Genomic DNA, 22,839 nt, shown 5'->3' on the forward strand with positions numbered 1-22,839 from the left:
GCCCACAGTAAATAGACGGTTCGTACCTGGCTCGGTGCGGACCGAGACAGGAGAAATGTGGCCAAGGTCCGCGTACACGAGCTTGCTAAAGAGCTCGGCATTACCTCGAAGGATGCAGTTGCAAAACTGCAGGAACTGGGCGAATTCGTCCGTTCCGCCTCATCAACTATTGAGGCCCCGGTAGTCAAGAAACTTCGAGGCGCCTTCCCGGCGTCTGAAAACAAGGCTGCTGCTTCCCCGGCAGCCCCCGCCAAGGCTGACGCTTCCGCGTCCAAGCCTTCGGCCCCGTCCCCCAAGCCCGGCTCCGCGAAGCCTGCCCCGGCAGCTCCCGCAGCAGAGCAGCCCGCCGCTCCGGCACCGGCAGCTCCCGCTGAGGCCGCTCCGGCACCGGCAGCGCCGGCTGCACCCGCAGCCGAGGCTCCGGCAGCACCGGCTCCCGCCGCGGAACCCGCTGCACCCGAAGCCGGCAAGGAAGACGCCGCCAAGGCATCCGCCTCTTCGGCACCCCGCCCCGGCGCACCCCGCCCGGGCGGTGGCGGACCCCGCCCCGGCAACAACCCGTTTGCGCCTTCCCAGGGCATGCCGCGTCCGCGTGGCCGCGGCGACGGCGAACGGGGTACCGGCGCACCGCGTCCGGGCAACAACCCCTTCGCTACCTCGCAGGGCATGCCGCGTCCGGGTGGACGCCGCGATGAGGCCGAACGTCCCGGTACGCCGGGTGCCGCAGGCCCCCGTCCCGCAGCCGGTGCAGGTGGACCCCGTCCCGGCGCACCGCGTCCGGGTGCTCCGCGCCCCGGCGCTCCCCGTCCCGGCGCACCGCGTCCGGGCACCCCCCGTCCGGCAGGAGCAGGCGCCGGCGGCGCACGCCCCACACCGGGCATGATGCCCAACCGCACTGAACGTCCCGCAGCTCCGGGCCGTCCCGGTGCAGGCGGCGGACCCCGCCGCGGACCGGGCGGAGCCCCGGGTACCGGCGGCGGCGGCGCCCCGGTTGGCGGCGGCTTCGGCAAGGGCGGCCGCGGACGCGGCGGCACTGCCGGTGCTTTCGGCAAGGGCGGCGCAGGACGCGGCAAGCAGCGCAAGTCGAAGCGGGCCAAGCGGCAGGAACTGGAGCAGATGTCTGCTCCGTCGCTGGGTGGCGTTTCGGTACCCCGCGGCGACGGCAACACCGTTGTCCGTCTGCGCCGCGGTGCGTCCATCACGGACTTCGCCGACAAGATTGAGGCCAACCCCGCAGCACTGGTGACCGTACTGTTCCACCTCGGTGAAATGGCAACGGCCACGCAGTCCCTGGACGAAGAGACGTTCGGCGTACTGGGTACGGAGCTGGGCTACAAGATCCAGGTTGTCTCGCCGGAAGACGAAGAGCGCGAACTGCTGAGCACGTTCGACATCGACTTCGAGGCAGAACTGGAAGCCGAAGGCGACGACCAGCTTGAGGCACGTCCTCCGGTAGTCACCGTCATGGGTCACGTTGACCACGGTAAGACCCGCCTGCTGGACGCCATCCGCAACTCGAACGTTGTGGAAGGCGAACACGGCGGTATCACCCAGCACATCGGTGCCTACCAGATCGCCTTCGATCACGAGGGCATCGAGCGGGCCGTCACCTTCATTGATACTCCGGGCCACGAGGCGTTTACCGCCATGCGTGCCCGTGGTGCCAAGGTCACCGACATTGCGGTCCTGGTTGTTGCAGCCGACGACGGCGTTATGCCGCAGACGGTGGAAGCACTCAACCACGCACAGGCAGCCAACGTGCCGATCGTGGTCGCAGTGAACAAGATCGACAAGGAAGGCGCCAACCCGGAGAAGGTCCGCGGCCAGCTGACCGAATACGGACTGGTTCCCGAAGAATACGGTGGCGACACCATGTTCGTGGAGGTCTCTGCCCGCCAGAACCTCAACATCGACGCCCTGCTCGAGGCCGTTCTGCTTACCGCAGATGCTGCCCTGGACATGCGCGCCAACCCGAACAAGGACGCCCGCGGTATCGCGATCGAAGCCAACCTGGACAAGGGCCGCGGTGCAGTAGCAACTGTGCTGGTCCAGTCCGGAACGCTGAAGGTCGGCGACACCATCGTGGCGGGTACGGCCCACGGCCGTGTCCGTGCCATGTTCGACGAGAACGGCGACAACGTCACCGAAGCCGGACCCTCGCGTCCGGTCCAGGTGCTCGGCCTGTCCAACGTTCCCCGCGCCGGCGACACGTTCTTCGTTACCGACGACGAGCGCACCGCCCGCCAGATCGCTGAAAAGCGTGAGGCTGCGGACCGCAACGCCGCACTGGCCAAGCGCCGCAAGCGCATCAGCCTCGAGGACTTCGACCAGGCCGTTGCTGACGGCAAGGTCGACACCCTCAACCTCATCCTCAAGGGTGACGTTTCCGGTGCAGTCGAAGCCCTGGAAGACTCGCTGCTCAAGATCGACGTCGGCGAAGGCGTGCAGCTGCGCGTCATCCACCGCGGCGTCGGTGCCATCACGCAGAACGACGTCAACCTGGCGACGGTGGACAACGCCGTCATCATCGGCTTCAACGTCAAGCCGGCCGAGCGCGTTGCCGACCTGGCAGAGCGCGAAGGCGTGGACATGCGCTTCTACTCCGTCATCTACGCAGCAATCGATGACATTGAGCTCGCACTCAAGGGCATGCTCAAGCCCGAGTACGAGGAAGTCCAGCTCGGCACCGCCGAGGTCCGCGAAGTCTTCCGTTCTTCCAAGTTCGGAAACATCGCCGGCTCGATCGTCCGCTCCGGTGTTATCCGCCGCAACGCCAAGGCACGGGTCACCCGCGACGGCAAGCTCATCGGTGACAACCTCACCGTGGACTCGCTCAAGCGGTTCAAGGACGACGCCACTGAGGTCCGGACGGACTTCGAATGTGGTATCGGCCTGGGCTCGTTCAACGACGTGCGCGAAGGCGACATCATCGAGACCTTCGAGATGCGCGAGAAGCCGCGCGTCTAATCCGTGGCCGCAGGCCGCCGGGTCTCCCGGCGGCCTGCGGATACATGTTTCCAGTCTTAGTAAGGAGAGGTAATGGCAGATCCAGCACGCGCTGCGAAACTCGCTGACCGTATCAAGGTAGTAGTTGCCCAGGCGCTCGAGCGGCGGATCAAGGATCCCCGGCTGGGATTCGTGACCATCACCGATGCACGGGTCACCAATGATCTGCAGCACGCCACTTTGTACTACACGGTCTTCGGCGACGAAGAGCAGCAGGCAGATACCAAGGCAGCCCTGGAATCCGCACGCGGAATCCTGCGCGCCGAGGTGGGCAAGAACATCACTGTCCGCCTGACCCCCACGCTTGAATTCGTTGCCGACGAGATCCCGGTTAACGCCGGCCACCTCGAGGAACTGATCCGGGCAGCCAAGCAGCGCGACGCCGAACTGGCAGCGCTCAAGGAAGGTGCCAGCTACGCAGGCGACGCCGATCCGTACCGCAAGGACGAAGAGGACTTCGACGAAGGCCTCGAATCCGATGCTCCGGTCGACTCGGACGCGAAGTAGGTCCTAGACCCTCAAAAAGGGAGCGGTTCCGTTTTACGGGGCCGCTCCCTTTTTGCTGCCCAACCTGCCTTACGCAGCCTCAACCTCGCGCAGCCTCAACTACACACAGCCTCAGGGCTCCGGCAGCCGGCTCACGCCTTCCAGCAGCTCCGCGCGGTCCCCGCACAGCGCAATCCTGATCCAGCCCTCGCCGATGGATCCGAACGCAGTACCCGGGGCTACGGCGACGCCGTGCTCGTCCAGGAAGCGGAGGGCCCAGTCCCGGACGTTTCCTCCGGTCGCATGGGAGACGTCCGCCCAGAGGTAGAAGGCGCCGCGTGCCTCGAGATACCGGATTCCCTTCCCGGCAAGGACGGAGCAGGCGGCATCCCGGTTGGCCCGGTAATGCGCGGAGGCCATGTCTACGTAGTCCTGCGGCCCGGTGAGTGCGGCCAGGGCCGCATACTGCGAGGGGGAGGCCACACAGGACACGATGGACTCCATGACCGTGCTCAGGACCGGTTCCAGTCCCTCGGGCAGCACCAGCGCACCGATGCGCAGGCCGGTCAGGCCGTAGGTCTTGGACAGGGTGAGGGAAGTGATCACGCGTTCCCCGGCGTCGCCGTCGAACGCCAGGGGGCTCACATGCGGCACATCGAAGGTGAACGCCTCGTAACACTCGTCCGAAAGAATCCACAGGTCGTGCCGCCGCGCCAGCTCCACCAGCGCACGGGTCAGTTCCCCGCTGAACACGGCCCCCAGCGGGTTGGACGGGGAATTCAGCAGCAGCACCCGCGTGCGCGGCGTGAGCAGGGCTTCGATGTCTTCGATCCTCGGCTGGAACCCGTGCTCCGGATACAGGGGATACGCCACCGGCACTGCGTGCAGGAGTTCGGCGGTCATCGCGAACGTCGGGTATCCCGGGTTCGGCACCAGGATCTCGTCTCCGGCGTCCAGGAGCAGGCTTATGGCCAAATGCAGGCCCTGCTGCGCCCCCGACGTAACGAAGACGCGCTCAGCGCTGATCTCTTTCCCGCAGGCGGCACCCGCATGCCGGGCGAAGGCGGAGCGCAGGGGAGCGATCCCCGCATTGGGGGTGTAACCGGTTTCATCCCGGTCCAGCGTGGCCCGGGCGGCGTCGAGGATATGCCCCGGGGTGGGGAAGCCGGGCTCGCCGATGCTCAGGACAATCGCATCCGGCTTCGCCCAGGCGGCCTGGGTGATTTGGCGGATCTGGTTGGCCGGGACTTTCCGGACGTGGGGTGAGAGCTGTGCCATATCCGAATGCTATCCCCGCCTGCGGGCGGCCGTGGTGCGGAACGGACGCCGGTCGCCGCAACATATACTGAAAGGCGTGAATTCAGGGCAGGTCCGTTCAGGACTGATTATTGTGGACAAGCCGCAGGGATGGACGAGCCATGACGTGGTCGGACGCCTGCGGAGGCTGGCGGGCACCCGGAAGGTCGGACACGCGGGCACCCTGGATCCGATGGCCACCGGCGTGCTGGTGGTCGGCATCAACAAGGCCACGCGCCTGCTGACCTACATTGTCGGCACCACCAAGACCTACGAAGCGACCATCCGGCTCGGCCAGTCGACCGTCACGGACGACGCCGAGGGCGAAGTCACGGCCGAAACCATTGCCGCCGCCGTGACGGACGAGGAAATCCGGGCTGCGGTGGCGAACCTGACGGGTGACATCCAGCAGGTCCCGAGCAGCGTCAGCGCGATCAAGGTCAACGGGGAACGTTCCTACGCAAAGGTCCGCGCCGGCGGCGAAGTGAACCTGCCCGCGCGGCCGGTTACCGTCTCCCGGTTCGAGGTCCACGCCATCCGGCGCGAGAACGGCGGGCGGCTGCGCGACGTCGACGTCACCGTCGACTGCTCCTCCGGCACCTACATCCGCGCCCTCGCCCGTGACCTCGGTGCCGCGCTCGGCGTCGGCGGGCACCTGACCGCGCTGCGCCGCACGTGCGTGGGACCGTTCAGCCTGGACCAGGCCTCCACCCTCGAGGAACTGGCCGAGGACCTGCGGGTCCTGGACCTCGACGACGCCGCCGCCGACCTCTTCCCGGTACGCCGCCTGTCCGCAGCCGAAGCCGAGGACCTCTCGCACGGCCGCCGGATCAGCGCCACCGGCACCGGACAGCCGGGGCCGGTCGCGGCCATCGATCCGGACGGCCGGGCGGTGGGACTGCTCGAGGACAAGGGTGAGCAGGCGAAGGCACTGCTGGTCTTCACACCCGGAAACGAGAAGGCGTAAATGGACCCGCTGTTCCTCGTTGGTTCCCTCGTCTGCCTGGTGTCCGTGGTGCTGTGCATCGGTGCCGCCGTCCTGAAGCAGGGACCGAACGACCTCACCATCCTGTCTGCGGCCGCCGTCGAACTCTTCCTGCTGGTCTACGGCGCCGCTTCCCTGATCCGCCTCGCCGGAGGGGAAGGGATCGCCGGCGAAGCCTGGGAGTTCTGGGGCTATCTGCTGACCGCGCTGGTCATCCCGGTCGGTGCGGTCTGGTGGTCGCTCCTGGACCGCAGCCGCTGGAGCAACATCGTGCTTTCCGCCGTGGGAATCACCGTATTTGTCATGCTGTTCCGGATGGAACAGATCTGGGACGGAGCAACACTTCTATGAACCGCAGCATAAATCCCGACGACGCCGAGTCGGCGGACATGTCCGCTCCGGCGGCCCGCAACGCTGGACCCGGCCGCCTGCTGGTAGCCGTTTACGCGATTTTCGCCCTGGCGGCGTCGGCCCGCGCTGCGTTCCAGATCCTCACCAAGTTCGAGCATGCGCCGCTGGCCTACCTGCTGTCCGCTTTTGCCGCCCTGGTCTACATCGTGGCGACCGTCGGCCTGGCCCGCTCCGGCGCCACGGCCTATCGGATCTCCGTGGCGGCAGTGGGCGTGGAAATGGTCGGGGTGCTGGCCGTCGGCGTCTTCGGCCTGATCGATCCGGCCGCACTGCCCGAGGACACGGTCTGGTCCGGCTTTGGCAGCGGTTACGGGTATGTGCCGCTGATCCTGCCGATGATCGGGTTGTGGTGGCTTTACCGGCACCGCGCAGACGCGCGCCGATGAAATAAGTATGCTTACCTAATTCGCGCGGGTGCGTGAGACGATGGCAGGAACAACTTCAGTTCCAACTCCGTCAAAGGGGAGCCATGAGCAACGCAGCGCCGACACCGGGCGACCGGAACAGCCCCACGGGCACGGACGGCCCGGGAAACCAGGCACCGAAGGCGCCGGGGACATCGACGCCGGGGACATCAACACCGGGCGTGCCCGCGTCTGACGCCTCGACCCGCCGGGAGCGGTCCGGCAAGCCGGGCAGGGCAGCAAAGCAGCCCAAGGCTGCCAAGCCCTACAAGAGCAGTGACGACTGGGGTGTTTTCCGCGCCGTCGTCATCGGGGTGGGCATTCTCGTGGCCGGGTTCGGCCTCTATAACCTCATCACCGGCACGGCAGGCCTGCCGGACAGTTCCGGGGGAGAGGTCGATCCGACCCTCGAGAGCCAGTACCGGTTCTTCGCCGCCATGATGGTGGGCGTAGGTGCGGCGTTCGTGGCCATTGCCGTGAAATTCCAGTGGGCGAACATGCTCTGGCTCGTCTGCCTGATGGTGTTCCTGGGCGGCATCGGCCGGGTGCTTTCCTGGGCCTTCTCCGGAACCCCGCATTTCACCTTCATTGTGTTGATGATCGTTGAGCTGGCTTTCCCGCCGGCGCTGCTGGTCTGGCACCGGTTCATCGCCAAGACCTCCGACCTGCGCCGCGAATACAGCCAGCAGGCCGGAGGAGATGCCGGGATTGCGGGCGGTTCCCGGTAATCGGCGCAGATCGGACATAATGGATAGGTCCCGGCGCGGCGAAAGCCGCCCGGAAACCTGGACCAGCCGTTCGACCGGCGCTGGAAAATGCTGTTAAGGAGCCTGTGTGTACTACTGGAATGACCTGGCGGAAATACCCGCCGATATTGGTCCGACAGTAATCACCATCGGCAACTTCGACGGGGTGCACCTGGGCCACCAGCATGTGCTCAACCGCCTGGTCAAGGTGGCCCGCGCCCAGGATGCCGCCGCCGTCGCCATCTCCTTTGATCCCCATCCGGCGCAGGTGCACCGGCCCGAGAGCGCACCCGAACTGATCATGGGCCTCGTGGACCGGGTGCAGGCGCTGGCGGATACCGGGCTGGACGGCCTGCTGATGATGCATTACACGCTGGATCTGGCGTCCCTGACCGCCGAGGAATTTGTCCGCACGGTCCTGGTCGAGGCGCTCCACGTCAAGACAGTCGTCATCGGCCACGACGTCCGCTTCGGACGGGGCAATGCAGGAGACCTGGACACCATGCGCGGACTCGGCCGCGAGCTTGGGTTCGACGTGGAAGCGGTGGAGGATTTCGGTGCCCTTCCGGACGGACCGGACTCCGGCCGGCGCTGTTCCTCCACCTGGATCCGCGAGGCACTGCGGGAAGGTGATGTCCGAACCGCTGCCCGCCTGCTGGGACGCACCCACCGGATGCGCGGCGAAGTGGTGCACGGGGCGGCACGCGGCCGCGAACTGGGTTTCCCCACCGCCAACCTCGCCCCGGAATCCTCAGGCCTTATCCCCGCCGACGGCATCTACGCCGGCTGGCTGGTGGACGAGGCCGGCGCCCGGTGGCCCGCCGCCGTGTCGGTGGGATCCAATCCCACCTTCGAGGGTGTGAGCCGCCAGGTGGAAGCCCACGTCATCGACCGTCCGGCCGAAGAGGTGGAGGACTTCAACCTGTACGGCCAGCACGTGGTGGTGGAATTCGTGGACCGGCTGCGGGGCATGGTGGCGTACACCGGGCCCGACGCGCTGGTCGCCCAGATGCGACTCGACGTCGAACGCACCCGCGAGGTCCTTTCGACAGAAAGCGGCCCGGGCAGGTAAACTGGTTTCAAATTCGGCTGCGGTCCGTGGCGGCTGAATTTCTTTATGTTCCGGGGCTGACGCCCCAGGGCAGGAAGATTCCCGGCAGCGAAGTGCTGACTCGGGCCTCACGGCACAACTCTAGGAGTTACATTGGCACTCGATCCCGCCGTCAAGCAGGAGATCATTCGGGAATTCGCTCGCGCTGAAGGGGACACCGGTTCCCCCGAGGTTCAGGTTGCTGTGCTTTCACGGCGCATCCTCGACCTGACCGAGCACCTGAAGACCCACAAGCATGACCACCACACCCGCCGCGGCCTGATGGCCCTGGTTGGTCGTCGTCGTCGCATGCTTAGCTACCTGCGCGAGACCGACATCGCCCGCTACCGTGCGCTCATTGAGCGTCTCGGCCTGCGTCGATAGTCTTTGTGAAAGGCGGCACCTGTGCACTGCACGGGGAGCCGCCTTTTGCGCAGGCAGGCATGGACACCGGGAAAGCCGGAAGCGCACCTGTCTGATTCCGGTCCCCCTCGAAGGGGACCGGCGAAGGTAGTTCAGCTGTAAAAGAAGCACCAGCAAACATCACAGGAGTCAGCCAGCATCGCAGCATTCGCGGTCCTCGGTAGTGGTCTCCGGGAGAATCTGCCCGAGGACCTCGATCGAAGACCGGGTGTTGAACGTGCGGCCCGTGCCGCGCGGAAAGAAGTTCGATACGGTGCTGGGTGCCTCCGCCCACAGAAGAAACGGAGGTGACTCTCATATGGAGGGTCCCGAAATTCAGTTCTCAGAAGCCGTTATTGACAACGGCAAGTACGGCAAGCGCGTCATCCGGTTCGAAACCGGCCGCCTTGCCCAGCAGGCAGCCGGTTCGGCGATGGTCTACATTGACGAAGACACCGCCCTGCTCTCGGCCACGTCCGCCGGTAAGTCCCCGCGTGAAGGTTTCGACTTCTTCCCGCTGACCGTGGACGTCGAGGAGCGTATGTACGCTGCCGGCCGCATCCCGGGCTCGTTCTTCCGCCGCGAAGGCCGCCCGTCCACCGAAGCCATCCTGGCCTGCCGCCTGATGGACCGCCCGCTGCGCCCCGCATTCGTCAAGGGCCTGCGCAACGAGGTCCAGATTGTCGTCACCGTCCTGGCGATCAACCCGGACGTTCTCTACGACGTGGTTGCGATCAACGCTTCCTCCATGTCCACCCAGCTGAGCGGCCTGCCGTTCTCCGGCCCGATCGGCGGCGTCCGCGTTGCCCTGGTCGACGGCCAGTGGGTTGCGTTCCCGAAGCACTCCGAGCTGGAGCGCGCCGTGTTCTCAATGGTGGTTGCCGGCCGCATTGCCGGTGACGACGTCGCCATCATGATGGTGGAAGCCGAAGCCACCGACAACGCCTGGAACCTCATCAAGGAAGAGGGCGCCACCGCCCCGACCGAAGAGGTTGTTGCAGAAGGCCTGGAAGCGGCAAAGCCGTTCATCAAGGTCCTGTGCGACGCCCAGTCGGACCTGGCTGCCCGCGCCGCCAAGCCCACCGTCGAGTTCCCGATCTTCCTGGACTACCAGGATGACGTGTACGAGGCCGTTGAAGCCGCTGCCGGCGAGAAGCTGGCCAAGGTCTTCTCGATCGCCGACAAGCAGGAGCGCGACGCCGCCGCCGACGAGCTGAAGAACGAAGTCAAGGCCGCACTGGCTGAGAAGTTCGAAGGCCGCGAAGGCGAAGTCTCCGCCGCATTCCGTTCCGTCACCAAGCAGGTTGTGCGCCAGCGCATCCTCAAGGAGCAGGTCCGTATCGACGGCCGCGGCCTGACGGACATCCGTCAGCTCACCGCCGAGGTAGAGGTTCTGCCCCGCGTGCACGGTTCGGCCATCTTCGAGCGCGGCGAAACCCAGATCATGGGTGTCACCACGCTGAACATGCTGAAGATGGAACAGCAGATCGACTCGCTGTCGCCGGTAACGCGCAAGCGCTACATGCACAACTACAACTTCCCGCCGTACTCCACCGGTGAGACCGGCCGCGTGGGTTCGCCCAAGCGCCGCGAAATCGGCCACGGCGCACTTGCAGAGCGCGCCCTGATGCCGGTGCTGCCCACGCGTGAAGAATTCCCGTACGCCATCCGCCAGGTCTCCGAAGCCCTGAGCTCCAACGGTTCCACCTCCATGGGTTCGGTCTGCGCCTCGACGCTGTCCATGCTCAACGCCGGTGTGCCGCTGCGCGCTCCGGTGGCAGGTATCGCCATGGGCCTGGTCTCCGACCAGGTTGACGGCGAAACCCGCTACGCAGCCCTGACCGATATCCTCGGCGCCGAAGATGCCTTCGGCGACATGGACTTCAAGGTTGCCGGTACCTCCGAGTTCGTCACGGCCATCCAGCTGGACACCAAGCTCGACGGTATCCCCGCCTCCGTGCTGGCAGCAGCACTGAAGCAGGCCCGCGAAGCCCGCCTGCACATCCTCGACGTGATGCAGGCCGCGATCGACGCACCGGACGAGCTCTCCGAGTTCGCCCCGCGCATCATCTCGGTCAAGATCCCCGTGGACAAGATCGGCGAGGTCATCGGCCCGAAGGGCAAGATGATCAACCAGATCCAGGAGGACACCGGCGCTGACATCTCCATCGAAGATGACGGCACCGTCCTCATCGGCGCAACCGACGGCGGCTCCGCCGAGGCTGCCCGCTCGGCGATCAACGCGATCGCCAACCCGCAGGTCCCCGAGATCGGCGAGCGTTACCTCGGCACGGTAGTCAAGACCACCACCTTCGGTGCTTTTGTCTCCCTGACCCCGGGCAAGGATGGCCTGCTGCACATCTCCGAGCTGCGTAAGCTCGCCGGCGGCAAGCGCGTGGACAACGTCGACGACGTCGTCTCCGTGGGCCAGAAGGTCCAGGTGGAAATCACCAAGATCGACGACCGCGGAAAGCTTTCGCTCTCCCCGGTGGTTGCTGAAGACGCCGAAGGCGAAGAAGCAGCAGAAACCGAGTCTGCAGAGTAAATGCCGGACTACTCCGATGGAAACCGTCCCGTGTCCCCTTCCTCACCGAAGGGGCACGGGACGGTTGTCCAGCTTCCGCTGACCACTCTTTCCTCCGACCCGACCCTTGTTGTCGGCACTCCGGGAGGCGCCGTCGTGCGCCGTTCGGTATTGCCCGGCGGCGTCCGGGTCCTGACGGAGGAAATGCCGGGCCAGCGCAGCACGGCCATCGGATTCTGGGTTGGTGTCGGCTCGCGGGATGAAGCCGCGGGCCGGCACGGCTCCACACACTTCCTTGAGCACCTGCTGTTCAAGGGCACCAGCCGCCGTTCGGCGCTGGATATCGCCTCGGCGTTTGACGAGGTGGGCGGCGAGTCCAATGCGGCCACCGCCAAGGAAAGCACCTGCTACTACGCACGGGTGCTGGATACCGATCTTCCGATGGCCATTGACGTCATCACCGACATGGTCACGTCCGCCGTCCTGGATCCTGAGGAACTGGAACAGGAACGCGACGTCATCCTCGAAGAGATCGCCATGGACAATGACGATCCGGCCGATCTCTGCCACGAAAAGTTTTCCGAAGCCGTCCTCGGCGACCATGCCCTCGGCCGTCCCATCGGCGGCACTCCGGACGCCATCCGGAGCGTGTCCCGCGAAGCGGTCCTTGACCATTACCGGCGGTACTACCGTCCGGAGGAACTGGTAGTCACCGCTGCCGGGGGACTGGACCACGAGCAGGTCTGCGCACTCGTGCTGGAGGCGCTGCAGACCGCCGGCTGGGAACTGGACCCGGCGGCAACGCCCGCGCCGCGCCGGGACACCGCGCCGGCGTCGATCTCCGGCACCGCCGGAGTCCACGTCATCAACCGTCCGGTGGAGCAGGCCAACATCGTGATGGGCTGCCCCTCACTGACCGCCACGGATGACCGCCGCTTTGCCATGAGCGTGCTGAACACGATCCTCGGCGGGGGCATGTCCTCCCGCCTGTTCCAGGAGATCCGCGAGAAGCGCGGACTGGTGTACTCCACCTACTCCTTCTCGGCGTCGTACGCGGACGCCGGCTACTTCGGCATGTATGCGGGCTGCTCGCCTGCCAAAACCCGCCAGGTCATCGATTTGCTCGGCAGCGAGCTCGAGCGACTGGCCGCCGACGGCGTTGAGCCGGCCGAGCTGGCCAAGGCACTGGGCCAGATCTCCGGCGGCATGGTGCTGGGCCTGGAGGACTCCGGCTCGCGGATGTCCCGCCTGGGCAGGGCCGAGCTGGTCAGCGGCGAGTTCATCGACATTGATGAGTCCCTGCGCCGGATCCATTCGGTCACCGCGGAACAGGTCCAGGAACTGGCCGTCGAACTGGCCGCCGCGCCCCGCACCATCACCGTGGTGGGTCCGTTCGAATCAGCGGCCGAACTGGGCTTCTAGCCGTTATACGAAAGGCACACCCGAACCGCGCCAAGCGGATCGGGTGTGCCTTTGCCGGTTAACCGCCGGCGCTGCCTTTACCCGCCCGCGAAGGGCGGCAGGATGTCCACGACGTCCCCCGGCTGCAGCAGCAGGTGCGGGTTCCGGGCAGCCGTTTCATTGACCAGGAACGTACTGCGCGCAATCACCGTCCCGAGAGCGGGGATGCCTGCACCCGGTGACGGGTACCGGGCGGCAAGCTTTTCCGCCAGCTCGGCCAGCGTCAGCGGCCCTTCCTCCAGGTGTTCTTCTTCCGTGCCGGCTGCTGCCTTCGCAGCGCCGAAGTATCTGATCAGCACTTAGCCGCCTATCGCGCTCATGGTTCGTTCGGGCTGGACATAGTCGGAGTCCCCGAGACCGGAATGGCCCATGCCGTGTGCCTTGGGCTTGCCCCACATGGCTTCCTGCCAGCGGCGGACGACGGCGTCGTCGTCCACGCCGCTGCGCAGCAGTGCCAGCAGGTCCGTCTCATCGTGGGAAAACAGGCAGCTGCGGACCTTTCCCTCGGCGGTAATCCGGGTGCGGACGCACTCGGCGCAGAAGGGTTCGGTGACGGAGGCAATGATGCCGACGGTCCCGACAACCGTTGCCGGGTCCGCGTGCCGGCGGACCTCCCAGCGCTGGGCCGGTGCGCCGTTGCGCTCCCGCGGGTCGGGCGTCAGGACGAAGTCACGTTCCAGCAGGGACCGCATCTCGGCGGCGGTGATCATTCCGTCCCGCGTCCAGCCGTGGTCCGCATCCAGGGGCATCTGCTCAATGAACCGCAGTTCGAAGCCGCGGCTGACCGCCCACTCCAGCAGGTCCGGTGCCTCGGCGTCGTTGATTCCCCGCATCAGCACGGCATTGATCTTGACCAGGCCCAGGCCCACCCGGGCGGCTTCCTCCACCCCGCGCAGCACCCGGTCCAGGAACGGGCGGCGGGTGAGCTGGGCAAAGGTATCCGGGTGGAGGGAATCCAGGGACACGTTGATACGGGTCAGGCCGGCGTCCTTGAGTGCCTGGGCTTTCTTGTCCAGGCCGAGCCCGTTGGTGGTCAGGGAAATCGGCAGCTCCGGGTGGTTGGCCCGGATACCGGCAACAATGTCCACCAGATCCGCACGCACCAGCGGTTCACCGCCGGTCAGGCGAAGCTCGCGAACGCCCAGCCGGTCGACGCCGAGCCGGACGAGGCGCACGATTTCGTCCCGGGCAAGTACCTTGTCCCGGGCCAGCCAGTCGAGCCCCTCGGCGGGCATGCAGTACGTGCAGCGCAGGTTGCATTTGTCCGTCAGCGACAGCCGCATGTCCGTGGCCCGGCGGCCGTGCCGGTCCAGCAGTCCGTCTGCCGGGGAAAGCGCCAGGGCAGACGCGGGGGAGGGCAGCGCCGACGCGGCAGCGGAGGAACCGCTGCCCGGTGCCGCGGCTTCCGCCGGGCTGATTTCTGGTGTACTGGGGGAAGGGCGTACTGCAGGCATTCCCAGCTGTGTTCCCATTCCTCGAGGTTACGCCCTTTGACAGTTAGGCTCTATAAATGCGCTTTGTTCCCCGGGGCCGCCGGACCCTGGCAGCGTGCGCCGTGACGGTTCTTGCAGCTTCCACAGCCGCGTGCACGTCCCCGGACTCCACCGGCGCCGCCGCGCGCAGCGGAGCCGGCATCACGGTTTTTGCGGCGTCCTCGCTCACCGACGTGGTCGGGCAGCTGAATGCGGCGTACGACGGCGGCGGGCGCCTGCGCGTCAACATCGGCTCCAGCAGCCAGCTTGTGGCGCAGCTGCAGTCCGGCGCCGAAGCGGACGTGGTGATTACGGCCGACCTCGAGGCACTCGACCCCCTGCGGACCGGGCTGGACCGGGAGACGGTGCTGGCCAGCAACAACCTGGTGCTGGCCCTGGCCGCGGACAACCCGGCCGGGATCCGAGTGTTACGCGATGTTGCGGTCGACGGCGTCCGGGCCGCCCTGTGTGCACCCTCGGTTCCGTGCGGGCGGGCAACCTCACGGGTCCTGGAGGCAGCCGGCGTAGCCGTTCCCGCACCGAGCCTGGAGGACAGCGTCCGCTCGGTGCTGACCAAGGTCGCCACCGGCCAGGCCGACGCCGGGTTTGTCTACCGGACCGATGCCCTGGCCGCAGCCGGGTCCGGCGTGACCTACCTGCCGCTGGAGGATCCCGCCCCTAACCGGTATCCGGCCGGACTGACCGCTGAAGGGGCCGGCAACGCCGATGCGGCAGCATTCTACGAATGGCTTACGGGCCCGGAAGCGGCAGCCATCCTCGCCGAGGCAGGGTTCGGCCCGGCGGACCCGGGGAGCAACGATGCCCCTTAGGACGCAGGAATTCCAAGCGGCGCCGGGCTCCGCATCCGCCATGAGCCGGGAGGCACGCGCCACGACGCCCGCCTGGCTCTGGGTGCCGGCCGGCGTCGCGCTGCTCCTGTGCGCCGGACCGGTCGCGGCGCTGCTGCTGAATGTCCCCTGGACATCGCTGCCGGAACTGCTGGGCTCCGACGCGGCCCGCACCGCGCTGGGGCTCTCCCTGGCCACCTCGGCCTGCTCCACGCTGCTCTGCGTCCTGCTGGGCCTGCCGCTGGCCGTGCTGCTCAGCAAACTGGAGGGGCCATGGATCCAGCTGATGCGCGGAATCCTGCTGATCCCGCTGGTGCTCTCACCCGTTGTCTCCGGCATCGCCCTGCTGTATTTCTGGGGCCGGCAGGGGATAGCCGGGAAGCTGCTCGGCACCGTGGGACTGGACGTGGGGTACTCGCCGGCCGCCGTCGTTATTGTCCAGGTATTTGTTTCCCTGCCCTTCTTCGTGGTCGCGTCGCTGAACAGCCTGTCCGGCGTTGACCGGGACCTGGAAATGGCCGCCGCCACGTCCGGAGCGGGTCCCACCGCGATCCTGCGCCACATCACCTTGCCGCTGGCGCTGCCGGGCATCGTGGCGGGCACGTTGCTGGCCTTCGCCCGGTCGCTGGGCGAATACGGAGCCACCATCACCTTCGCGGGGAGCATTGAAGGGAGCACCCGGACCCTGCCGCTGCAGATCGAACTGAGCCTGAACTCCAACCAGCCGCAGGCGGCCCTGGGCATCTGCCTGATGCTTATTGCCCTGTACCTGCTGGTCCTGCTGCTGGCCCGAATCGCCACCGGACGGCTGCTGCCGCGATGAGCACCCGGGGACGGCCCGCCCGGGGGTCCGCCGGAGGTCCGGAGCGGACCAACCGGTGGTGGGCGGCGGCTGCAGGACTGGTCGCCGCGGGACTCGGCGTGGCTGCCGGGGAGCTGCTCGCCGCCATTGCCAGTCCGTCGCTGTCCCCGGTTTCCGCCGTCGGTTCGGTGGTCATCGATGCCGTCCCCGGCCCGGTTAAGGACGTCGCGATCAACCTCTTCGGGACGGCTGACAAGGCCGCGCTGCTGGTGGGGATGGGGCTGATCATCGGGCTTGCCGCCGTCGCTGCCGGGGTTCTGGAGCTGCGCCGTCCGCCGACGGGCGCCGCGGTGCTGGGGCTCTTCGGGGCAGCCGGGCTGGCGGCAGTACTTACCCGGCAGCAGTTCTCGCTGCTGGCCCTCCTGCCGCCGATAGCCGCTGCCGGCGTGGCCGTCCTGGTCCTGCGGGCGCTTACGGCGCGGATCCGGGACCTCGCCGCGGCGCAGACGAACGACGACGCCGCGGTGCGCCGCCGTACGGTGCTCACCTCGGTGGGCGGGGGCGCGGCGGTGGCCCTGCTCGGTGCCGCGCTGGCCGGGATAGCCCGCGGGGGACAGATGGGCGTCACGGCCCTGCGCGAAACGGTCCGGCTGCCGGTGCCGTCCCGGCGTGCGGCAGCGATACCCGCCGGAGCCGAGCTCGCCGTCGACGGCCTGGCGCCGCTGGTGACACCCGCTGCCGATTTTTACCGGATAGACACGGCCCTGAGCGTGCCGCTGATCGACCCGGCGGACTGGCGGCTGCGGATCACCGGCATGGTGGACCGCGAAGTGGAACTGGGCTACGCGGAACTCCTCGCGGCGCCGCTGCAGGAAAGCTACGTCACCCTCGCCTGTGTTTCCAACGAGGTGGGCGGGAACCTGATCGGCAACGCCCGGTGGCTGGGGCTGCCGGTCCGGGACCTTTTGGCCCGGGCCGGGGTGCAGCCGGGCGCGGACATGGTGCTCTCCACCAGCCGGGACGGGTGGAGCGCTTCCACCCCTTTGGAGGCACTGACCGATGACCGGGACGCGCTGCTGGCCGTAGGCATGAACGGGGAACCGCTGCCGCTGGAACACGGTTTCCCCGTCCGGCTGGTTGTGCCCGGACTGTACGGATACGTGTCGGCGACCAAGTGGGTCACCGAGCTGCGGGTCACCCGGTTCGCGGATGAGACCGCCTACTGGACGGACCGGGGCTGGGGCGAGCGCGGCCCGGTCAAGCTCTCCTCCCGCATCGACGTTCCCGGCCGTACGCCGGTCTCCGCCGGCACGGTCACCGTGGCCGGCGTGGCGTGGGCGCAGCACACCGGCATCAGCGCCGTACAGGTGCGCGTGGACGACGGCGGCTGGCAGGACGCGGAGCTGGCTCCCGGGATCTCCGCGGATACGTGGCGGCAGTACCGGATCGCAGTGGAGCTTGCCCCGGGCGGGCACGACATCGCGGTCCGGGCCGTGGACGCGAACGGCGTCCGGCAGGCGGAAGAAAAACGGCCAGTGCTTCCCGACGGAGCCACCGGCCTGCATACAATTCGGGTGACGGTGCGCTGAGGCCTTTCCAGCCCTCGACTTCCTGCCCACCCATCTCCCAAGGAGGAACATGTCGGTAGAACCGGCTCCACAAGGTGTCCCGGCACCGGCATCCGCTGCTCCGTCCGACGCCGCCGGACCCCGGCAGGCAGCGGCCCACCGGCAAGCCGTGGAGGACCTCCTGCGGACCTGGTTCCAGGCGCATCCGCCCGCCCACGAGACCGTGGCACTGAACGCCGCGGCCGGGCGGCTCCTTGCCGCCGAAGTGCGTGCACCGGGGAACCTGCCGCCCTTTACGAACTCGCAGATGGACGGTTACGCCGTCCGGGTTGCCGACCTCGCTGCCGCGGGGGACCTGCCGCCGGCCCCCGGCAGGGTCCGCCTGGCCACGGCCGCACCCATCCCGGCCGGCTCGGCACCGCCGCCGCTGCTCCCCGGCACCGCCGCACCCGTGATGACCGGTGCCATGCTGCCCGAGGGTGCCGATGCCGTCGTTCCGATCGAGGCCTGCACGCCCGACACCTTCGTGCCCGCTGCGGAGCCCACTGGCACCGTGGCGGTCCCCGCAGAGGTGCCCGCCGGGCAGTTTGTCCGCAGGGCAGGCAGCGATATTGCCGCAGGAACCCCGGCGCTGCCCGCCGGTGCCGTGCTGGGTCCGCTGCAGCTGGGCCTGCTCGCGGCACTCGGCCTGGACCGCGTCACCGTCCGGGCCCGGCCGCGGGTGCTGCTGCTGACCACCGGAGACGAAGTCATCGAACCGGGCCGGCCGCTCGGGCCGGGCCAGATCCACGACGCCAACACCACCCTGCTCCGCAGCTCGCTCGAGGAGGCGGGCGCGGCGGTACTCCGGTCCCGGATCCTGGCCGACTCCCCGCAGGAGTTCACCGACCGGCTCCGTGCCGACGTCGCCGCAGACGCCCCGGACCTGGTCCTCACCTCGGGCGGCATCAGCAAGGGAGCCTACGAGGTGGTGCGCCAGGGCCTCGCCTCGCAGGACGTGGCGTTCCTGTCCGTGGCCATGCAGCCCGGCGGTCCGCAGGGCATCGGCACGGTCGACGGCGTCCCGTTCCTCGGGTTCCCGGGCAACCCGGTCAGCTCGCTGGTCTCCTTCGAGATGTTCCTGCGTCCGGCCCTGACGGCCGTCACCGGCGCGCCGCGGCCTCGGGCGGAAGTGCCCGCCCGCCTCACCGCCCCGCTCGGCAGCCCCGCCGGCAAGCACCAGGTGCGCCGCGGCCGGTACACGGCCGGAACGGTGGAACCGGTGGGCGGACCCGGGTCCCACCTGGTCCATGCCCTGGCCTCCTCCAACGCCCTGATCTCCGTCCCCGTGGGGACGGAGCACCTCGAAGCCGGCGCAGAAGTGACAGTATTGCTACTGGAATAACCGCAACTGTGTCCCGCCCGGACGCCGTGCCCGAAAGGACCCTGCCGTGAGCGCCGAACCCGAAGACCTCCACCCCGCCGGCCTGACCCACGTCCGCGAGGACGGCTCCGCGCACATGGTGGATGTCTCCGCCAAGACCGAAACCACGCGCCAGGCCACGGCACAGGCCGTGCTGCGCAGCACCGCCGAGGTGGTACGCCTGATTGCCGACGGCGGGCTGCCGAAGGGCGACGCGCTGGCCGTGGCCCGGGTGGCCGGCATCATGGCCGCCAAGCAGACGTCCAACCTCATTCCGCTGTGCCATCCGCTGCCCCTGACGAAGGTCACCGTGGACTTCACCCCGCGGGAGGGCGACGTCGTCGTGGAAGCCACCGTGAAGACCAAGGCACTCACCGGCGTCGAAATGGAAGCGCTGACCGCCGCCTCCGTGGCCGCACTGACGCTCTACGACATGATCAAGGCCGTCGACAAACATGCCCGCATCACCGACATCATGGTGCGGGCCAAGTCCGGCGGCAAAAGCGGAGACTGGGCGTTGTGAGCACTCCGTCATCCCGCCGCACCGCAGGGGTGCTGATTGCCTCCACCCGCGCCGCCGCCGGCACCTACCAGGATGAATGCGGCCCGCTGATTGCCGACTGGCTGTATGCCCTGGGCTATGACATTGTGCTGGCCGAAGTGGTGCCCGACGGCGTGGAGGTCGCCGCGTCGCTGCAGCGCATCCTCGCCCTCGAACCTTCGGTCCTGCTCACCAGCGGAGGCACCGGGCTCAGCCCGGACGACGTCACCCCCGAGTCCACCGAGCCCCTGCTGGACCGGCACGTGCCCGGAGTCATGGAAGCCATCCGTGCCAAGGGGCTGGCCTCGACGCCGATGGCCGCCATCAGCCGCGGGTTCGCCGGCACCGCCGGCCGCACCTTTGTGGTCAACCTGCCCGGTTCCCCGGCCGCGGTGGCGGACGGGCTGGCCGTACTGGAACCGATCATCGGCCATATCTGCGGCCAGTTGGAAGGAAAGCGTGAACACTAGCGAAGTTGTCCGTGCCACCGTCTCCGCCGAGCCGCTGAGCAGCACCGAGGCCGAACAGAACGCGTGGTCGCCGGACTGCGGCGCCGTGGTCCTCTTCAGCGGCATCGTCCGCAACCACGACGACGGCAAGTCCGTCACGGCACTTGCCTACAGCGCGCACCCCACGGCACAGTCCGTGCTGGGCGAGGTGGCCGCCGGAATTGCGGCGAAGTACGACGGCGTCCGGATCTGGGTGGCCCACCGCACCGGGGACCTGGACATCGGTGACGCCGCCCTGGTGGCTGCCGTCGCCTCGGCCCATCGAGGCACCGCGTTTGCGGCCTGCTCCGAGCTCGTGGACACGGTCAAGGCGAACGTGCCCATCTGGAAGGAGCAGGGCTTCACGGACGGCAGCACCGAGTGGGTGGGCGTCAGCGACCGGCCCTGACCGGTAATCTGGAGCCTATGAGCGAAAAACTTGCCGTAGCGGTCCTCGGGGCCGCAGGCCGCATGGGGTCCGAGGCCGTTGCCGCCGTCGAGGCCGCCGAAGACATGGAACTCGTTGCAGCGCTGGGCCGTACCGACCCGCTGGAAACCCTCGTCTCGGCCGGTGCCCGGTACGTAGTGGACCTGACCGTGCCGGACAGCACCGAGGCCAACGTCCGCTTCGCCGTCGAGCACGGCATGCACGCCGTGGTCGGCACCACCGGATGGGATGCCGAGCGGCTGGGCCGCCTGGCGGAGCTGCTGGAAACGTCCCCCGCTACCGGTGTGCTCATCGCGCCGAACTTCGCCCTCGGCTCCGTGCTGGCCTCGGCCTTCGCCGCCAAGGCCGCCCGGTACTTCGAATCGGTGGAACTGATTGAGCTGCACCACCCGGACAAGGTGGACGCCCCCTCGGGAACGGCCGTACGCACCGCGCAGCTGATCGCCGCCGCACGCGCCGAGGCCGCTGCGGCTCCCTCTCCGGATGCCACAACCAAGGCACTGCCGGGAGCGCGCGGCGCGGAGGTGGACGGAGTGCACGTGCATTCCGTGCGGCTGCGCGGGCTGGTGGCCCACCAGGAAGTGCTCCTGGGCGGACCGGGCGAGCAGCTGACCATCCGGCATGATTCCTTCGACCGCGCCTCCTTCATGCCCGGTGTCCTGCTGGGCCTGCGGCAGGTCGCCGACCATCCCGGACTGACCGTCGGACTTGACGGCTACCTCAACCTGAACGACTAAGGAACACGTTGTCTTTCTTCACGGGCCTTTTCTCCAACCGCGCCAAGCTCGGCGTGGCCCTGGTGACCCTGCTGCTCTTCTTCTACCTGTGGGTCTCGGCGCAGCGCGGCTGGCTGCTGCTCACTTCTGACGAAATTTCGGCCAAACTGATGGGCCTTGCCTACCTGGTGCTGCCGGTGGTCGGCGCGTGGGCGCTCATCCGTGAGCTGATGTTCGGCAACCGGACGGAGCAGATGGCCCGGATCCTGGCCGAGGAAGGCCGGCTGCCGGTGGATGACCTGCCGCGTACGCCTGCCGGACGGATTGTGCGGGAAGCCGCGGACGCCCAGTTCCCCTTGTACAAGGCCGAGACCGAGGCCGCCCCCGAGGATTGGCGCAGCTGGTTCCGGCTGTCCTGCGCCTACGACGCCGCCGGGGACCGCACGCGCGCCCGGCGCACCATGCGGCAGGCCGGCAGGCTCTATGCGGGAACCCGGAACCAGCCCGGAGCCTAGCGCTTCTGCCGGGCCGGGGCCGCGGTCCGGCCGCCCTTGCCGCGGGCCAGCCGGGAGGCGCCCGAGGTGACCAGTTCCAGCGGGCCGCGTGCGTCGATGCGTTGGAACAGGACGGCCAGCACCACCAGGATCGCCGCTTGGATCCAGTACACCGGCATCGGTTCCAGGGGCGGGCTCTGCTGGTCCACCATGGTCATCACCCACACGTGCAGGCTGTACAGGGTGAGGGTCATGGCGCCGGCCGCGGAGAGGGGCAGCAGGAGGTTCGGCCGGGCACGCGTCAGGAGCAGGCAGGCGCCCAGCACGGCGGCTGCGGTGCCGGCGGTGTGCAGCATGTCCAGGCTGGTGTTGGAATGCGGTCCTGCCAACGCGAGCCACCACCAGGAACCGGTCTGCTCCACCGAACTGAGATTGACCTCCAGCATCCGTGCCAGCGGCCACTGCTGTCCGGACTCGGTGGCCCGGAGGGCATCAAAACCGCCCAGCTCACCAAGCAGGTAATAGGAGGCCAACTTTGCGGTCACGGCGGCAAACACCCCGCCCGTGAGCAGTCCCACCTGAACCGGCAGGCTGGTCAACGCCAGCCGCCCGATCACCAGCCCCAGCAGGATATAGCTCAGCCACTGCAGCACCGGGTAGAACCCCGTGACGAAGACATCCGCTGCCAGCGCGGCGGGGGAGAGGAACGCCTCCCAGGTGATGTTTCCACCGATATCCGACGGCGAGAGGTTCCGCAGCAGCCAGTCCCGCGCCACGTAGGCAAGCACCGGGGACAGGAGCAGCCAGGCCCCGGCCCAGACGGCCAGCCGGCGAAGCGGCATACCCAGGAACGGCAGCGCCAGCAGGAACAGGACGGCGTAATGGAAGAGGATGACGGCGATGGTGGTTTCCAGTCCGCCCAGGGTCAGGCCCACCAGGGCGATGATGAGTGCCCGCACCGCAATTCCGCGCCGGTCCCGGTTCACTGCCTTCGCCTCATGGGGTTCGCTGCCGCCGGTCAGCAGCGCCAGCCCGACGCCGGCAACCACCGCGAACAAGGCCGAGGAACGTCCGGAGAACACCAGCCCGGTCAGGCTGGGATCGCCGGTTTCCTGGTTGTAGAGCGGCAGCACGTGCGTGGCGATCATGCCCAGCAGGGCGATCCCGCGGGCAGCATCGATGCCGGTCAGGCGGCGTTGGTTCATGCACAGAATCGTCTCACAGGCCGCCGGGCCGGCTGCCGCTTCCA

General features: G+C 68.0%; 23 protein-coding genes. 19 read left to right on the forward strand and 4 right to left on the reverse strand.

Going from position 1 to position 22,839, the window contains the following annotated elements; all coding sequences use genetic code 11:
• Positions 1-57: 57 nt before the first annotated feature.
• Both infB and rbfA read left to right on the forward strand, forming a co-directional pair.
• On the forward strand, positions 58-2,967 hold the full coding sequence (infB, locus tag N2L00_RS05400; protein ID WP_255863364.1) for a translation initiation factor IF-2: 2,910 nt from the start codon (positions 58-60) through the stop codon (positions 2,965-2,967).
• A 72-nt stretch (positions 2,968-3,039) separates the two neighbouring features.
• Positions 3,040-3,513: a 30S ribosome-binding factor RbfA gene (rbfA, locus tag N2L00_RS05405; RefSeq protein WP_255863363.1), complete on the forward strand. Its 474-nt coding sequence runs from the start codon at positions 3,040-3,042 to the stop codon at positions 3,511-3,513.
• A gap of 111 nt (positions 3,514-3,624) precedes the next feature.
• Here the strand turns inward: rbfA and N2L00_RS05410 are convergent, their stop codons facing one another.
• On the reverse strand, positions 3,625-4,770 hold the full coding sequence (locus N2L00_RS05410; RefSeq protein ID WP_255863362.1) for a pyridoxal phosphate-dependent aminotransferase: 1,146 nt from the start codon (positions 4,768-4,770) through the stop codon (positions 3,625-3,627).
• Positions 4,771-4,846: 76 nt separating this feature from the next.
• On the opposite strand from N2L00_RS05410, the gene truB reads away from it, so the two are divergent.
• From truB to N2L00_RS05450, 8 genes are all read left to right on the forward strand, one after another.
• Positions 4,847-5,755, forward strand: coding sequence for a tRNA pseudouridine(55) synthase TruB (gene truB / locus N2L00_RS05415; protein ID WP_255863361.1), 909 nt, complete (start codon positions 4,847-4,849; stop codon positions 5,753-5,755).
• The gene (locus N2L00_RS05420) at positions 5,756-6,124 is read left to right on the forward strand and encodes a hypothetical protein (protein ID WP_227924482.1); all 369 of its coding nucleotides are present in this window, start codon (positions 5,756-5,758) and stop codon (positions 6,122-6,124) included.
• On the forward strand, positions 6,121-6,570 hold the full coding sequence (locus N2L00_RS05425; protein WP_255767177.1) for a hypothetical protein: 450 nt from the start codon (positions 6,121-6,123) through the stop codon (positions 6,568-6,570). The genes N2L00_RS05420 and N2L00_RS05425 overlap by 4 nt, the downstream gene beginning before the upstream one ends.
• An 83-nt stretch (positions 6,571-6,653) precedes the next feature.
• A complete protein-coding gene (locus tag N2L00_RS05430; protein WP_255863360.1) occupies positions 6,654-7,316 on the forward strand; it encodes a DUF4345 domain-containing protein in 663 nt (220 codons plus the stop codon).
• A gap of 106 nt (positions 7,317-7,422) precedes the next feature.
• Positions 7,423-8,406, forward strand: coding sequence for a bifunctional riboflavin kinase/FAD synthetase (locus N2L00_RS05435; RefSeq protein WP_255863359.1), 984 nt, complete (start codon positions 7,423-7,425; stop codon positions 8,404-8,406).
• Positions 8,407-8,538: 132 nt separating this feature from the next.
• Entirely contained in the window at positions 8,539-8,808 is a 270-nt protein-coding gene (gene rpsO / locus N2L00_RS05440; protein WP_146363312.1) for a 30S ribosomal protein S15, read from the forward strand.
• A gap of 337 nt (positions 8,809-9,145) precedes the next feature.
• Positions 9,146-11,371: a polyribonucleotide nucleotidyltransferase gene (locus N2L00_RS05445; RefSeq protein WP_227924486.1), complete on the forward strand. Its 2,226-nt coding sequence runs from the start codon at positions 9,146-9,148 to the stop codon at positions 11,369-11,371.
• On the forward strand, positions 11,372-12,772 hold the full coding sequence (locus tag N2L00_RS05450) for a M16 family metallopeptidase (protein ID WP_370647279.1): 1,401 nt from the start codon (positions 11,372-11,374) through the stop codon (positions 12,770-12,772).
• A gap of 77 nt (positions 12,773-12,849) precedes the next feature.
• On the opposite strand, the gene N2L00_RS05455 is transcribed toward N2L00_RS05450, so the two are convergent.
• Both N2L00_RS05455 and moaA read right to left on the reverse strand, forming a co-directional pair.
• Positions 12,850-13,110 (reverse strand): MoaD/ThiS family protein, encoded by a 261-nt coding sequence (locus N2L00_RS05455; RefSeq protein ID WP_255863358.1) that lies wholly within the window; start codon positions 13,108-13,110, stop codon positions 12,850-12,852.
• Positions 13,111-14,283, reverse strand: a complete 1,173-nt coding sequence (gene moaA, locus N2L00_RS05460) for a GTP 3',8-cyclase MoaA (RefSeq protein ID WP_374676615.1) — start codon at positions 14,281-14,283, stop codon at positions 13,111-13,113.
• A 38-nt stretch (positions 14,284-14,321) separates the two neighbouring features.
• Here moaA and modA point away from each other — a divergent pair, with 38 nt between their 5' ends.
• Genes modA through N2L00_RS05505 form a run of 9 tightly spaced genes read left to right on the forward strand, consistent with a single transcriptional unit; the run spans position 14,322 to position 21,611 of the window.
• The gene (modA, locus tag N2L00_RS05465) at positions 14,322-15,113 is read left to right on the forward strand and encodes a molybdate ABC transporter substrate-binding protein (RefSeq protein ID WP_255863356.1); all 792 of its coding nucleotides are present in this window, start codon (positions 14,322-14,324) and stop codon (positions 15,111-15,113) included.
• The gene (gene modB / locus N2L00_RS05470) at positions 15,103-15,954 is read left to right on the forward strand and encodes a molybdate ABC transporter permease subunit (protein WP_255863355.1); all 852 of its coding nucleotides are present in this window, start codon (positions 15,103-15,105) and stop codon (positions 15,952-15,954) included. Before modA ends, modB begins: the two co-directional genes overlap by 11 nt.
• The gene (locus N2L00_RS05475; RefSeq protein WP_255863354.1) at positions 15,951-17,522 is read left to right on the forward strand and encodes a molybdopterin-dependent oxidoreductase; all 1,572 of its coding nucleotides are present in this window, start codon (positions 15,951-15,953) and stop codon (positions 17,520-17,522) included. Before modB ends, N2L00_RS05475 begins: the two co-directional genes overlap by 4 nt.
• Before the next feature lie 49 nt (positions 17,523-17,571).
• On the forward strand, positions 17,572-18,885 hold the full coding sequence (gene glp / locus N2L00_RS05480) for a gephyrin-like molybdotransferase Glp (RefSeq protein ID WP_255863353.1): 1,314 nt from the start codon (positions 17,572-17,574) through the stop codon (positions 18,883-18,885).
• 46 nt (positions 18,886-18,931) lie between these two features.
• A complete protein-coding gene (gene moaC / locus N2L00_RS05485; protein WP_227924493.1) occupies positions 18,932-19,426 on the forward strand; it encodes a cyclic pyranopterin monophosphate synthase MoaC in 495 nt (164 codons plus the stop codon).
• A complete protein-coding gene (locus N2L00_RS05490) occupies positions 19,423-19,914 on the forward strand; it encodes a molybdenum cofactor biosynthesis protein B (protein WP_227924494.1) in 492 nt (163 codons plus the stop codon). Before moaC ends, N2L00_RS05490 begins: the two co-directional genes overlap by 4 nt.
• Complete coding sequence (locus tag N2L00_RS05495; protein ID WP_255767189.1) at positions 19,904-20,341, forward strand: molybdenum cofactor biosynthesis protein MoaE; 438 nt, start codon at positions 19,904-19,906, stop codon at positions 20,339-20,341. The genes N2L00_RS05490 and N2L00_RS05495 overlap by 11 nt, the downstream gene beginning before the upstream one ends.
• 17 nt (positions 20,342-20,358) lie before the next feature.
• Positions 20,359-21,117, forward strand: coding sequence for a 4-hydroxy-tetrahydrodipicolinate reductase (gene dapB, locus N2L00_RS05500; protein WP_255863352.1), 759 nt, complete (start codon positions 20,359-20,361; stop codon positions 21,115-21,117).
• An 8-nt stretch (positions 21,118-21,125) separates the two neighbouring features.
• The gene (locus N2L00_RS05505; RefSeq protein ID WP_255863351.1) at positions 21,126-21,611 is read left to right on the forward strand and encodes a hypothetical protein; all 486 of its coding nucleotides are present in this window, start codon (positions 21,126-21,128) and stop codon (positions 21,609-21,611) included.
• Here the strand turns inward: N2L00_RS05505 and N2L00_RS05510 are convergent.
• On the reverse strand, positions 21,608-22,795 hold the full coding sequence (locus N2L00_RS05510) for a heparan-alpha-glucosaminide N-acetyltransferase domain-containing protein (protein ID WP_255863350.1): 1,188 nt from the start codon (positions 22,793-22,795) through the stop codon (positions 21,608-21,610). The two genes, N2L00_RS05505 and N2L00_RS05510, sit on opposite strands and share 4 nt — an antisense overlap.
• Positions 22,796-22,839 lie beyond the last annotated feature (44 nt).

The sequence above is a fragment of the Arthrobacter sp. zg-Y1171 genome (assembly GCF_025244845.1).
Lineage (GTDB): Bacteria > Actinomycetota > Actinomycetes > Actinomycetales > Micrococcaceae > Arthrobacter_B.